General features: G+C 61.9%; 11 protein-coding genes. 5 read left to right on the plus strand and 6 right to left on the minus strand.

What is annotated here, in order from left to right:
• Nucleotides 1–197 precede the first annotated feature (197 nt).
• A complete protein-coding gene (locus C8D92_RS07080; RefSeq protein WP_116918888.1) occupies nt 198–1,952 on the plus strand; it encodes a GGDEF domain-containing protein in 1,755 nt (584 codons plus the stop codon).
• 11 nt (nt 1,953–1,963) lie between these two features.
• Here C8D92_RS07080 and C8D92_RS07085 read toward each other — a convergent pair whose 3' ends face one another.
• The gene (locus tag C8D92_RS07085) at nt 1,964–3,544 is read right to left on the minus strand and encodes a hypothetical protein (protein ID WP_116918889.1); all 1,581 of its coding nucleotides are present in this window, start codon (nt 3,542–3,544) and stop codon (nt 1,964–1,966) included.
• A gap of 258 nt (nt 3,545–3,802) precedes the next feature.
• On the opposite strand from C8D92_RS07085, the gene C8D92_RS07090 reads away from it, so the two are divergent.
• The gene (locus tag C8D92_RS07090) at nt 3,803–5,395 is read left to right on the plus strand and encodes a GMC family oxidoreductase (RefSeq protein ID WP_116918890.1); all 1,593 of its coding nucleotides are present in this window, start codon (nt 3,803–3,805) and stop codon (nt 5,393–5,395) included.
• 36 nt (nt 5,396–5,431) lie between these two features.
• Here C8D92_RS07090 and C8D92_RS07095 read toward each other — a convergent pair whose 3' ends face one another.
• Nucleotides 5,432–6,178 (minus strand): ParA family protein, encoded by a 747-nt coding sequence (locus C8D92_RS07095; RefSeq protein ID WP_116918891.1) that lies wholly within the window; start codon nt 6,176–6,178, stop codon nt 5,432–5,434.
• 248 nt (nt 6,179–6,426) lie between these two features.
• Between C8D92_RS07095 and C8D92_RS07100 the strand changes: the two genes are divergently transcribed.
• Nucleotides 6,427–8,778: a sensor domain-containing phosphodiesterase gene (locus C8D92_RS07100; protein ID WP_116918892.1), complete on the plus strand. Its 2,352-nt coding sequence runs from the start codon at nt 6,427–6,429 to the stop codon at nt 8,776–8,778.
• A gap of 36 nt (nt 8,779–8,814) precedes the next feature.
• Here C8D92_RS07100 and C8D92_RS07105 read toward each other — a convergent pair whose 3' ends face one another.
• On the minus strand, nt 8,815–9,168 hold the full coding sequence (locus C8D92_RS07105) for a hypothetical protein (RefSeq protein WP_116918893.1): 354 nt from the start codon (nt 9,166–9,168) through the stop codon (nt 8,815–8,817).
• A gap of 218 nt (nt 9,169–9,386) precedes the next feature.
• On the opposite strand from C8D92_RS07105, the gene C8D92_RS07110 reads away from it, so the two are divergent.
• Nucleotides 9,387–10,241: an Nmad3 family putative nucleotide modification protein gene (locus C8D92_RS07110; RefSeq protein ID WP_116918894.1), complete on the plus strand. Its 855-nt coding sequence runs from the start codon at nt 9,387–9,389 to the stop codon at nt 10,239–10,241.
• Here C8D92_RS07110 and tatC read toward each other — a convergent pair.
• The 3 genes from tatC to tatA are packed head-to-tail and all read right to left on the minus strand — an operon-like array spanning nt 10,229 to nt 11,540.
• The gene (tatC, locus tag C8D92_RS07115; RefSeq protein WP_116918895.1) at nt 10,229–10,993 is read right to left on the minus strand and encodes a twin-arginine translocase subunit TatC; all 765 of its coding nucleotides are present in this window, start codon (nt 10,991–10,993) and stop codon (nt 10,229–10,231) included. The two genes, C8D92_RS07110 and tatC, sit on opposite strands and share 13 nt — an antisense overlap.
• On the minus strand, nt 10,990–11,283 hold the full coding sequence (tatB, locus tag C8D92_RS07120; protein ID WP_095611978.1) for a Sec-independent protein translocase protein TatB: 294 nt from the start codon (nt 11,281–11,283) through the stop codon (nt 10,990–10,992). Before tatB ends, tatC begins: the two co-directional genes overlap by 4 nt.
• Before the next feature lie 14 nt (nt 11,284–11,297).
• Nucleotides 11,298–11,540, minus strand: a complete 243-nt coding sequence (tatA, locus tag C8D92_RS07125; RefSeq protein ID WP_116919035.1) for a twin-arginine translocase TatA/TatE family subunit — start codon at nt 11,538–11,540, stop codon at nt 11,298–11,300.
• Nucleotides 11,541–11,783: 243 nt separating this feature from the next.
• On the opposite strand from tatA, the gene C8D92_RS07130 reads away from it, so the two are divergent.
• Entirely contained in the window at nt 11,784–13,967 is a 2,184-nt protein-coding gene (locus C8D92_RS07130; RefSeq protein WP_116918896.1) for a PhoX family protein, read from the plus strand.
• Nucleotides 13,968–14,063: the final 96 nt, after the last annotated feature.

A 14,063-nucleotide genomic window follows, 5' to 3' on the forward strand; every position in this document is an offset into this window, starting at 1 on the left:
AGTCAGTCTAGGCGGAGAGTGTCCCGTCTGGCTAATTCATTCGCCAATCAGTACGTGCTGAAGACCGGGCTGGTTTTGCGACACTTCCGGTTATCGAACGCGTCAAGGCGCTGTCACATTCCCGCGTTACAGTCATGGGGTCATTCTGATAGACAGGCTCGGTGGTGCGTTAGCACTGCCAGCAAGAGAGAATCCCGATGTATGATGACCTCGCCCGTGACCTCGCGCGCATTCTGGAGACCGGCACGGTTCGAACCCTGTTTCAGCCGATCGTGGACACCCGGCAACAGCAGGTGTTTGGCTACGAGGCACTGAGTCGCGGACCATCCGACAGCCTCCTGCACGCGGCACCACTGCTTTTCGAAACAGCGGAGCGGTGTGAGCGGACCGTGGAGCTGGAACGGGCCTGTCTGCGGATGGCGGCGGCCACCTGGGCCAGCCACGGCATTCCCCACAAGCTGTTCGTCAATGTCAGCCCGGCACTGTTGATGCCGCCGGTATTTCAGAAGGTTCGTCTCAGACACCTATTGGAGCAGCATGGACTGAATCCGTCGGACATCGTCGTTGAACTGTCCGAACGCTACCCAGCCATTGATCTCTCCACGCTCCGGGGAAGCCTGTCCTGGCTGCAGGAGCAGGGCTTTGCGGTCGCCATCGATGACCTCGGCAGCGGGTACTCCGGCCTGAAGCTCTGGGCCGAGCTGAAGCCGGATTTCGTCAAGATCGATCGCCACTTCATCCGGGGCATCGATGCCGATCTGGTCAAGAAAGAGTTCGTGCGTTCGGTCGTGGATCTCTCCCGGAGGCTGGGGTGCCAGCTCATCGCAGAAGGCGTGGAAACCGAGGCCGAGCAGCGGGTGATGACCGCTCTGGGGATCACCTATATTCAGGGGTTTCTCTATGGCCGGCCAGCGGCCATTCCGGGAGCCGATCTGGCGCCGCTGGTCCGAGCCCGCCCGCCAGCGCCAAAGAGTCCGGGTCGGGAAACCGCGCGGCACCTGACCGAGTCTGTCCCGCCTGCAAGCCCCTCGACGACGCTAGCCGAGGCGTGGGAACGGCTCCAGGCGGAACCTGGGGTGTACGCTCTGCCGGTGGTTGAAGACGGCCGACCATTGGGGCTGCTGCACAAGTGGCGCGTGCTGGAAACGTTCAGCTCACCCTACGGACGCTCTCTCAATGAGCGCCACTCGGTGACGACGATGCTGTCGACAGACGCGCTGGTCGTCGACCGCGACACCCCACTTGAATCGGTCAGCCGGCTGTTGGTGGATGAGGACGTCCATTACCTGAAGCAGCACTTCATCGTGACCGAGAACCAGCGGTATGTGGGACTGGGGTCCACCCGTTCCGTGCTCCAGCGCATTACCGAAGAGAAGGTGGCTCGTGCTCGCCATGCCAATCCGCTCTCCGGGTTGCCAGGCAATGTCCCCATTCAGCAGGAAATGGAGCGCCGGGTCACCGCCAGCGAGGCCTTTGACCTGATCTATTTCGACATCAACCACTTCAAACCACTCAACGATGTACTGGGTTACCGGACCGGGGATCAGGTGATTGTGCAACTGGCGGACATCCTCACCAGCCTGTTCCGGGCGGACGAGGCGTTCGTTGGACACATTGGCGGAGACGATTTCGTCGTGATGACCGATGGCCCTGGCAGTGTGCGACTGTGCGAGCGGGCCCAGGTCCTGTTTGCGCGCGACTGCCAGGGGCACTACCCGGCGTCGATGCGACAGGCCGGACGCGTACAGAGCCTGGACCGCACTGGCGCCCAGTCCACGTTCCCGTTAGTTAGCCTGTCGGCCGGGATTGTCCGGGTACCGACGGGTGACGAGCGGACCCCGGCACAGCTGGCGGATACCGCCTCGTTGGCCAAGACCCGGGCCAAGGGCGCGGCCGGTGGTCTCTATATTGAGACCACCGAACCGCGGCCATCAGCGCGGGCGGTCAGTTAAGGACGTGCTGATCAATCCACGGGAAAGGCGGTCCAGCCTTCTATCCAGGAGTCCCGCGTCAGTGGATTCAGAGCGCCTTGGAACGTGGCGGATTCCTCGAAGAACTCGCTCTGCGGTGGTGTCGTCGCCGTCATCTGGCGCATGGGAATGGACGACTCGAACGCCGGATGCCGGACATTCCGGGCGGCGGGCTGGAGCGCGCTGCCGATCTCGAAGAAGTTGTCGGACGACGGTGTCTTGATCCATGCCTGTTCATCGAAGCCGAAGTCATCGTCCCGGTCGCCGCGCTCCTGTTTCCGGACGCCGATCCGGCCGGTGTTGGCGATCAGGTTGTTGGTGAAGGTCAACCGGTCATTGCCGACCAGAGCGGAGACTTCATCACGGGTGTCCAGCGCGCCGATACCGTAGCTGTCGATGATCATGTTGTGGAAATGGCCGCCTGTGCCTTCGCGCAGGACCATGCCTCGGTGCTGGGTCGCGCCCTGGCCGGAGCCGGCGAGCGTGACGTTGTAGAACGTCGGTTCGGAGCGTGGCGTGGCTTGATGACTGTCGCCGTTGTTGTCGCCCTCGAACGCATTGTCGCCGGCATCCGGATGCTGCTGAATGACTGCGAACTGGACCCGGCCATTCCAGCCCCAGTCCCAGTCGATGCCGTCGTCACCGGCGCCGGTGATCAGGACCTTCTTGAGATCGACCGTGCCGCCGAACATTTCGATGCCATCGTCCAGGGCCCGGTGGACCTGCACATTGCGGATAATGGTGTTGCGGCCGCAGCCCCCCAGCGTCAGACCGTTCAACTCATTGTCCTTGGACACCTCGTAGCCCGCGAACTCGATCCGGGTGTATTCGACGACGCCACAGCTTGAATCGGCGTCGCTGCCGCCGAACTGACCCGCCCGTGTGCCCGCGTGCAGGCCCTCGATGGAGGCGTTGGGCTGGTTGACCGGCGCATTGCCGAGCAGCACGACACCGCCCCAGTCGCCACGGCTGCGCTGTCCCTCGGCTTTATGACTGGTGAACACCACCGGGTTGCCGGCCTGCCCGCGGGAGTAAAGCTGACTGTCCGGCAGCACGACCAGCGCGGCCCCATTGGTGCCCTCGACTCGCGCGCCCGGCTGAATGGTCAGGCGGGTATTCCGCACGAATACAATGTCGTCAAGAATATAGGTACGTCCCGACTCCCAGGTGGTGACGCTCGTGATGTCACTGTCGATCCGTTCGGCCCGGTTTTCGAACGCGGTGAACCCCACCGAAATGGCCAGAGCCGTCCCCATGGCCGGCAGAAGCCAGAGCGCCCGACGGCGCCAGGGGTGTCTTTTCGACGTGGCGGTGGTCCGTTGAGTGTGTTGGACAGGTTGGGGCGAGCGGGCCAGCAACGGCTCGCCTTGATCCATCGCCTGGATTTCCCGTGCCAGTGCCCGCAGTTCGTCCGTGCCCTGACGGGCAACCTGTTCGAGGACCTCGTCCCGGTAGACGGGGTCGCGAAGCAGGTTGTTGAGGTGGACAAAGGCCAGTCCCTGGCAGTCACCGTTATCAACGCCCCGCTTGAGGCGCCAGAGTCTTTCAACGATCAGCGAGGACGCTTCCGACATACTGCTACTCCTGAGGAAAATGTCTCGTGTCCGGTCGGGTTCTTTTGCTGACTGAGCCACTGCTGAACGGTCTGTGGGCAAGGCGCGATAGCGACGGCTTGGTCGTTCCAAACCGGGTCAGCGAATGAATCAGACAGGACACCAGGGAGTCTCCACACAAGCGATGACGATATGATGACGTGTGGACGGTGGCCTGTGGCCCGTGCTTTGATACCGTTCAGTGATTAACTACCCCCAAAACAACAACAAGGGCAATCCATGTACGACTACATCATTGTTGGTGGTGGCTCCGCAGGCTGTGTTCTGGCGAACCGTCTGTCCGCTGATGGACAGAACCGCGTGTGCCTGCTGGAAGCCGGTCCGACCGACAAGAGCCGGATGATCCATGCGCCTGCCGGCTGCGTGGCGATTCTCCCGAACAAACTGTATCGCTCGCTGAACTGGGGGTTTGACACCGTGCCCCAGCCCGGTCTCAATGGCCGTCGTGGATACCAGCCACGCGGGCGCACGCTGGGGGGCAGCAGCGCCATCAACGCCATGATCTACACACGCGGTCACCGCTCTGATTACGACGCGTGGGCCGAGTCGGGCTGTCCGGGCTGGTCCTGGGACGACGTGCTGCCTTGGTTTCGCTACTGTGAGAATCAGGAGCGGGGTGAGGATGCGTTTCACGGGGTCGGTGGTCCACTGAACGTCGCGGACCTGCGCTCGCCCCACCCCATCGACGAGGCCTTTATCGAGGCCGGCGAGTCCTGTGGCTACCCCCGAAATGAGGATTTCAATGGCGCGACCTTCGAGGGCGTTGGACGCTTTCAGGTCACGCAGAAAGACGGAGAGCGCTGGAGCACCGCCAGTGCCTATCTCGATCCGGTGCGCGAGCGTTCCAATCTCACCATCCTGACCGATGCCCATGTGGAAAAAGTGCGCTTTGAGGGGCACCGGGCGGTCGGCGTGACGGTGCATCGCAACGGCCAGACCGAGTCCCTGGATGCCCGGCGCGAGGTGATCCTCAGTGCCGGCGCATTCCAGTCCCCACAACTGCTGATGCTCTCCGGGGTGGGCCCTCGGGAGGAAATGGAACGTCAGGGACTGGCGGTTCATCACGAGCTGCCCGGCGTGGGGCAGAATCTACAGGATCACATTGATTACATCGCCGGGTACAAGTCGCCGGACCCGACACTGTTCGGCTTCTCGCTACGGGGCAGTGTGCACATGCTCAAGGCCTTCCGGGCGTACCAGAGCCAGCGCCGTGGCATGCTCACCACCAACTTTGCCGAAGCGGGCGGGTTCATCAGAAGCCGTCCGGACATGGAGATACCGGACCTGCAGCTGCACTTTGTCGTCAGCATCGTCGATGATCATGCCCGCAAACTGCACCCGGGGCATGGCTTCAGTTGCCACGTCTGTGTCCTTCGTCCCAAGAGCCGGGGCACTGTGGGCCTGAATAGTGCCAGGGCGATGGATGCACCGCGCATCGACCCCAACTTTCTGGGCGAGGATGAGGATCTGGAAACCCTGCTGCGCGGGGTCAAGGCCATGCGTGAGATTCTCGAAGCGCCGCCCCTGGCGCCTTACCGGGGTAAGGACCTGTTCAGCGAGGGCGTCACTGAGGACGATGCCCTGCGCCAGCTGATTCGCCAGCGGGCCGACACCGTCTACCACCCGGTTGGGACCTGTCGCATGGGTCAGGACGACCAGGCGGTCGTCGATACGGATCTGCGTGTGCGCGGTCTCGAGGGCCTGCGCGTCGTGGACGCGTCGATCATGCCGAATGTGGTCAGCGCCAACACCAACGCGCCGACGGTCATGATCGCCGAGAAGGCCGCCGATGCCATCCTGAAGGGGCAATGATAGGAACAATGATTCGGGCCGGGTAAACGGACCGGATCAGCGCCAGATCATGCCCTGGATCTCAGACCAGAGATCGCGATAGGCGCCTGCGGCCGCTGAGCGGCGGCTGACCTGCTCCACGGGCAATCGTTCCTCTCCCATGCGCTCAATGGCGCTGGCGTTCGGGATCGTCGTGTGCATGCCTTCAGGCAGGTGCAGGTCTTTATTGGCAACCAGGTCCCGGTGCAGCGACTTGCGTCGATCCACCATGGAGAAGAAGGGGTGGAGGCGGTTGGTTTTGATTTTCCGGTCTTTGGCAAAGGCAGTCAGCTGTTCCCAGCTGTTCAATGACAGCCAGGTCGGGATCAGGGGTACGAAAATGCCATCGGCTGTCCGCAGTATCTGCTCGGCGAGACGTGACAATGACGGCGGGCAGTCGAGAACCACCAGACTGGTTTCTTCCGACAGCGGCTTGAGCCACTGCTTGAGCATTCGATCGTTGTCCGCATCGTCGAGTTTGATGTCGATGTTGCGGAAGCTGTGATGCGCAGGAATCAGATCCAGCTTCGGAAAAGGGGTGCTTCGGATGAACGATCCGATGGGTGATTTGCCTTTTACCAGTTGGCCCAGCTTTCTGGCATCAGGCTCCTCATCATCCGACAGAAGCCATGAGGCGGCGCCCTGGGGGTCGAGGTCCCACAGCAGTGTCGATATGCCGGCCTGGCTGGCGAGATAGGCCGTGTTCACGGCAGCGGCCGTCTTTCCGACGCCGCCTTTGAGGTTGTGGAAAGCAATGACCCGCATGGCATCTCCTTGTTGGGGGCGTAGCAAATGGCCGGACATCATACCTTTGTCTCGGCGCGTGATGATTGCAAAATGATGACAGTGCAGAAGGCTGCGGGAAATCATAACAGTCTGTCATCTCCATAGGCAGAACCACCCAACCTGTTCTATTGTGGTAGGTGGATGCCGACTGTGGGGTCGACCGGCAATGGATAGATAGACTGGAGCGCACAGCGGAAATCGCCATTGTTCTCACAGAAGGATAGGGGATGACAACGGCGGCACAGGAACAACAGCGTTACAGTGCGCTGCACAGGCTCAACCTGCTGGACACCCTGCCTGAAGAGCGCTTTGATCGCCTGACCCGGATTGCCAAGCAGTCCTATGGGGTCCGTATTGCCCTGTTTTCACTGATCGATGCCAAGCGTCAGTGGTTCAAGTCGAAGCAGGGCACCACCCTGTCAGAAACGCCCCGTGCCATCTCTTTCTGTGACCACACGATCCGGGAGAATCGCCTGTTTGTTGTACCGGACACCTGGCAGGACAAGCGCTTCCGGGACAACCCTCTGGTGGTCGGTGAGCCCTACATCCGGTTCTATGCGGGCGTGCCGATTCGTGAGCCAACCGGTTCCCGTATCGGCACGCTTTGCTTGCTGGACTCCCATCCGAGGGACCCCGACACCCTGGCGTTTGACGTACTCCGGAATCTGGGTGCGCTCATGGAGGAAGAGGTGTCTCGGGTCTTCCATGAGACACACGCCCCGCAATACATTGACACCGCCGAACTCAACCTGGCAATTCAGAAAGCCCAGAACCTGTTCCTGACGAACGACACCGAATACCCGGCGTTTGAGGCGTTACTGGAGGAAGTGCTGACGATGACCGACAGCCAGTTTGGCCTCATCGGTGAAGCACGGTATGACGCGGATGGCGCGCCGTACCTGAAGGTGGAAGCAATCAGCAACATTGCCTGGAACCCGGAAATGGCCGCGCTGTATCAGCAGGTGGAGCGCCGGGGGATGGTCTTTGACCGTTTGGACAGCCTGCTGTGCCGGCCGCTTCTCGACCAACAGATGGTCCTTTCGGATTCGGTCATGGACGACGATCGGGGTGCCGGATTGCCGGACGGGCATCCGCGGGTCGGGGCGTATATCGGTATTCCAATCCATTCGGGCGATCAGTTGATCGGTCTGGTCGGTCTGGCAAACCGGCGCGGTGGCTATGATCCCAGGCTGGCTATGGAACTCGAGCCCCTGCTGCAGACCATGGGGACGCTGATTGAGCGCAAGCGGCTGAGGGAAGAGCGAAAGCGACATGAACAGGCCCTGGAAAAGGCAGCCAACTACGATTCATTGACCGGGCTGCCCAACCGTCGGCTGATGCATGCGCTTTTCGAGCGGGAGCTCTGTGAAGCGGACGAGCGCCGCGGCGTGGTCTCGGTGTGCTATCTGGATCTGGATCACTTCAAGGACATTAATGATGCCCACGGCCACGTGGTGGGCGATGCCGTTCTGAAGAACATCGCACAAAGCCTCCAGAATGTGCTGAGAGAACATGATGTCATCGCCCGCCTGGGAGGCGACGAGTTTGTCGCGATTCTCCGTGATGTGGAGTCTCCGTCCGTCTACCAGCGGATGCTTGAGGCGGTGGGCCGTCCCGTCAATTATCAGCAGGGAGTGATTCGGGTCTCCGCCAGTATGGGGGTGACCATTTACCCGGATGATTGCTCGGACAGCGACCAGCTCATGCGCCACGCCGATCAGGCCATGTACGCGGCGAAAGAGTTCGGCAAGAACTGTTACAAGCTGTTTGATCTGGAAATGCACCACTCACGTCGTGAACGGGTGCGAGTACTCGAGCAAATGAACCTGGCGCTGGCCCGGCGTGAACTGGTCCTGTTCTACCAGCCCAAGGTCAACTTCCGGGTCGGTCGAGTCGAAGGTTTTGAGGCTCTGATCCGCTGGCGACACTCCGAGCGGGGCTTGCTGATGCCAGACCAGTTCCTGCCTCATGTGGAGTATTCTGAGTTCGACGCCGCCATCGGTCGGTATGTGCTGGAAACGGCCGTCGAGACCCTGCGGGATTTCGAACGGCTCGGTCATGACTATACGCTGAGTGTGAACCTCAGCCCCTCCCATTTTCTGAATGACACCTTCATTCCGGACCTCGGTGACGCTCTAAAGGGGTGTTCGCTGGCGCTGCGGCGTCGTTTGGTGCTTGAAATCCTGGAAACGACGGCCCTGACGGATCTGGATACCATCATCCGGACCATCAACACCTGCCGGGAGATGGGTGTATCGGTATCACTGGACGATTTCGGAACCGGTTATTCGTCGCTGGACTACTTCCGGCGCCTGCCCGTAAACGAGATCAAGATCGACAAATCGTTCGTGATCGACCTGCTGAACGACCCAGACAACGAAATGATCGTGGATGCGATCAGCAGTCTCTCCCGAAGCTTCCGGCGTCATGTGGTGGTGGAGGGCGTCGAATCCGCTGAGGTAGCGGAGCGCCTGATAGCGATGGGGTGTGACGTGGGGCAGGGGTTCTATTTCAGCCGGCCGGTTCACCTGAAAGAGGCTCTGGCCTGGGCGGCGGCCTATCCTGATGGTCAGGGATAAACGCCCCCGCGGGTCATGGCGGAGGCGTTTCGCCGATCAGACGCTGGCAACGTCGGCCTTGCGGGCCTCCTGGAGCCGATGCTTGATGTCCGCTTCCAGGGCATCGGCATCCACCCGGTAATCCGGTTCTTCCTCGATGCCCAGCACCTTCTTGAGCCAGGGTGTCTCGGTGACATTGACCTGGAAAGTGAGCATGGGCACGAACCGGCGGGTCTCGCCGTTCTCCTGCCAGCTGACGACCGGCGCCCGGTGCTGATGACCGCTCGGGTCGATCTGGCGCTGTTCGGCGAACTGGTTCTGGAACCCGATGTGCAGGTTCTCCACACCCGTTTCCGTTTCAATGCGTTTTTCCTGCGTCAGGCCGATGATGCGATTGATATCGATGCTCATGGTGAGAGCCTCCTCGTTTGTCCGGTTCTGTTGTGGAGCCTGTGCTCATTCGAAAGATCCTCTCCACAACCTGTGTGTACAACCGTACACATTGATCACCCCGAGTGCCAATTGCGGATGCTACCTATGGCCTGAAATGACAATCTCGGCGCGGCATCGTCTGCCCGGCGCCGCGCCGTTATACTGCGAGCCGACCGATGCCGACGAAAGGACCGACCATGCGCCTGATCCTGAGCCGCAAAGGCTTTGATTCGTCCGCCGGCGGTTGCCCGAGCCCCGTGTTCCCCGATGGCACCCGCTTCGCCCTGCCGATTCCCGATGCCCGTTCGCGCATCCGTTATCGCCACATTCGGGTTAAGGGCCGGTCGCCCGGCCCATGGGTCCGGGATCTGACCGGGGGGCGCATCAGTCCGTCAGACCGGGCTCACCTCGATCCGGATCTGGCGATGGAGAGCTATCCGCGCCAGGCCGGCTGGCGACCGGTCCTGGGGCAGACCGGATCGGCGCAGGGTCACCTGACCAACCAGGGTGTTCAGGCGGGTGATCTGTTTCTGTTTTTTGGACTGTTCCGCCCGGTGGAACGGCATCAGCGTCGGTGGCGGTTCGTGCCCGGTACACGCCCCTACCACGCCCTCTGGGGATGGCTGCAGGCGGGGGCAGTCCACCGCGTGGACGATCTGGGGGATGATCGTTTGCCGTGGGCCCGGTACCACCCGCATTTCGAACTCGGCCCCGACTCCCGAAACACCCTGTATGTGGCCCGGGATGAGCTGTCTCTGCCCGGCGTTGACGCGTGTCTCCCCGGTGCTGGCGTTTGGCCCCTGGACGCGGCCCGGTTCCGGCTGACGGCGCCCGATGCCCGGTTGCCGACCCAGTGGCGTTTGCCGGCAGACTTCCTGCCCGGCGCGGACCGACCGCCGTTGAGTTATCACTCACAGCCGGACCGGTGGACGACCGGTGAAGCGGATTGCCGGCTGCGATGCGCCGCGCGTGGCCAGGAGTTTGTGCTGGATCTGGATGACTATCCCGGCGTGCTCGATTGGGTGCGTTCGTTGCTGACTCAGCCGTCCTGAGTGTCTTGCGGCGCCGGCCTGTGCACGAGTCGCGCGCACACCACGCCGGCCTCAAACAACAACCACATCGGCACCGCCAGCAGGGACTGGGAGATCAGGTCCGGAGGTGTCAGCAGCATGCCCACGACGAAACACCCCACCACCACGTAGGGACGCTTGGCCGACAGGCGGGCCGGCGTCGTCGCGCCGGCAAGTACCAGCAGCACCGTGGCGACTGGAATCTCAAAGGACAGCCCGAACGCGAACAGCAGTTTGAGGATGAAGTCCAGGTACTGGCTCATGTCGGGCATCTCCTCAACGCCGGCCGGGCCGACTGAGGTGAAAAAGCCGAATACCAGTGGCAGCACGACGAAGTAGGCGAAGGCCGCCCCGGCGTAGAACAGGGCAATGGCGCTGGTCAGCAGGGGAAAAGCGAGGCGTTTTTCATGCTGGTGGAGCGCCGGCGCGACAAATCGCCAGATCTGGTGAAGGACCAATGGCATGGCGGCGAACACGGCAACCACCAGCGCCAGTTTCAGCGGTACGAAGAATGGCGCGGTCACATCGGTGGCGATCATGGTCTGCCCGGCCGGCAGCAGACGCCGCAGCGGTTCGGACAGCCACTGATACAGCGTGTTGGCAAACGGATAGATGCCAGCGAAGAGGATCAGAACCGCCAGCGTGGCGCGCAGCAGCCGGTCCCTCAGTTCCAGCAGATGGCCGAGCAGGGGCATGGACGCCTGATCCATCGGCGTCCCATCGGATTGGCTCATGTGGGCGGCTCCTGCCGGTTGGCCGGATCGGTCTGCCCCGCGGTTCGTAGTTGCTGATCGGTTTCCCGGAGGTCCCGCCGGAGGGCGTCCAGCTCGTCACCGCCGTGATCGCGCAGTCCCTGGCGAAGCGGTTCCCCGTCGATCTCCCTCATGAACTGTTGCGTGAGCCGACGACCGCGCCCCACCCAACGACCGGCGGTACGGGCGACCATGGGCAGGCGTTCCGGGCCCAGGACCAGCAGACCGATCAGGGCGCAGATCAGCAGTTCAATGAATCCGATGTCGACCATGGCTTGGGCCCGCCTCAGTGCTTCTGATCGGCGGTGGTCCCGGCCTGGGCGGATGACGTTTGGGCGGTGACGGACTCATCGGTCAGCGATGAGAGGGGCTCCGTCGTGTCTTCCGATTCGTCCCGGTCATTCATGGACTGGCGAAAGCCGCGGATGGCACCACCGAGATCCGAGCCGATGCCACGCAGTTTCTTGGTTCCAAACAAAAGGATCACGATCCCAAGGACGATCAGTAGTTGCCAGATGCTGATACCCACAGTGTTTCCTCCGAATTGACTCATGCGGCGCCGCGGTCCTGCGGCGGAAAACAGGCCCCATTCCGGAACCCGGTATGTCCAGAGCGTGGCATGGCGTTATGACAAACCGGTGTCAGCGAGGGGTCGTCAAACTGCAACGAAACCGTCAACCCCGTGACATGTGGAGGCACTAGCGTTCGAACGGACTTGGGCGCGTCTTCTGAGCGAGCCTGCCAACGATAAGCACTGAATGAGGGAGAATTCATGGGACATCATGATGTCGAGGACAGTAATCCAACGAACAATGAAACGCTTGGCGAGGTCACCGAGTCGCGTTTCTCGCGCCGTGCCCTATTGAGGGGCAGTGCTTCCGTCGCCGCGGTCGGGACGCTGGCGTCGCTTGGCCTTGCCGGGTGCTCGGACGATGACGATCCGGTCGCTGGTAATCCGGATCAACCCGGCAAGAACCCCACAGAGCCGCCCAATAACACGGTCAGCAGCCTGACGTTCGAACCAGTGGGTTACTCGAAGGCAGACCGGGTCGTCCTGCCCGCCGGCTACAGCGCTGCGGTTCTCTATGCGACAGGGGATGCGATCTACCCAGGTGTCAGTGAATATCGCAACGATGGCACGAACACGGATTTTGACAAACGGGCCGGTGATCAGCATGACGGCATGAATATCTTCGGTCTCAGTGACTCCGGCACCTATGATCCGGAACGTTCCGACCGCATGATCCTGTGGATGAATCACGAGCAGATCGTTGCGGACCCGCTCCACGAGAATGGCGCGACGGCAGCGGCCGATAATGGCGGTGCCCGCCCCAAAGTTCAGGTGGACCGGGAGATGAACGCCCATGGTGTGTCTGTGATTGAGATCCAGCGGCGCAATGGTGACTGGTCCGTCAACAAGAACTCCATCTTCAACCGTCGGCTGACCGCCTTTACGGAAATGGAGCTGCAGGGGCCGGTTGCCGGCCACGAGCTCACCAAAACCAAGGCATCGCCCGATGGCACCCGTCGGTTCGGCACGCTGAACAACTGCGCCACCGGCAAGACCCCCTGGGGCACCGCAGTCACCTGTGAAGAGAACTGGTACGCCTACTTCGTTCGGGGTGATGATCAGAGCGCCCGCAGCGCTTCGGAGAACGATCTCCTGAGCCGTTACGGCATCCGTAACGACTCCGGTGGCTGGTCCTACCGGGAGTGGGATACAGTGGAAGGCGGTGGCGACCTGTACAAGCGCTTCGACATTACGGCGAGCGGCGCCACCCAGCTGGACGATTTCCGCAACGAGCCCAATCTGTTTGGTTACGTGGTCGAAGCCGACCCGTTCCGCCCGGGCCAGGCCCCGCGTGCGCGGACCGCGCTGGGCCGTTTCTCCCATGAAACCGCCTCGTTCGCACCGGCTCAGGCTGGCAAGCCGATCGTGGTCTACTCCGGCGACGATGCGCGCGGCGAGTATATTTACAAGTTCGTCAGTGACGAGAACTGGGATCCGGCCGACGAAGGTCAGGGCCTGGCTGCCGGCGACAAGTACCTGAACAAGGGCACTTTGTATGCGGCCCGCTTCAAGGAAGACGGCACTGGTGAGTGGCTGCCGCTGACGCCGCAGAACGTTCAGGCGAACGGCGGCGATGCCCAGCTTTTCGGGACGACGGCCGATGTCCTGCTGCGGACCCGCCTGGCGGCCGACGCGGTGGGTGCGACCCGTATGGACCGTCCGGAATGGGGCACCATCCACCCGAAAACCGGCGAGGTCTACTTCACACTGACCAATAATGAAATCAATGATCAGGGTCTTGAAAACGTCACCCAGGTCGACCCGGCCAACCCCCGCTTCTATCGTGATCCGGGCTCACCGGACAAGGATGAGGGGAACCCCAATGGTCACATCATCCGCTGGAAAGAACAGGGCAGTCGCGCAGGGACGACGTTTGAATGGGATATCTTCCTGTTTGGCTCGGACGAAAGTCAGGACACCGATAATATCAACCTGTCTGAGCTGTCCGTGGACAGTGAGTTCTCGGCGCCGGACGGAATGCTGATCGATCCGCGCGGTATTGCCTGGATTCAGACCGACGATAGTGCATTGTCGGAGAAGACGAATGACCAGATGCTGGCTGCGATCCCCGGGCAGGTCGGTGATGGGGCCAAGCGTGAAGTCACCTCCACTCAGGACGGCTTCCAGCCCCAGACGGTGACGACCTACGTGGGCAAATCCGCCGATGAGGTTCAGCTCAAGCGGTTCCTGGTGGGTCCGGAAGGCTGTGAAATTACCGGTGTTGTGCTGACGCCCGATGCCCGGTCACTGTTCATCAACATCCAGCACCCGAGTGGCAAGTGGCCCAGCCCGAGCGGCGATGCCACAGCCATTGGCAACGCGAACCGCCCTCGTTCCGCAACCATCGTTATCACCCGCGACGACGGCGGCGAAATCGCTGTCTGATGCCGGGCTCCACTCCGGGGCGGCCATGCCGCTCCGGAGCGTCTCGCCCTGCCTGACCGGTGTCCACCGGTTCTCGATTCAAGCGCCCGGTGGCAA

Source organism: Tamilnaduibacter salinus (genome assembly GCF_003096655.1).
GTDB classification, from domain to species: domain Bacteria; phylum Pseudomonadota; class Gammaproteobacteria; order Pseudomonadales; family Oleiphilaceae; genus Tamilnaduibacter; species Tamilnaduibacter salinus.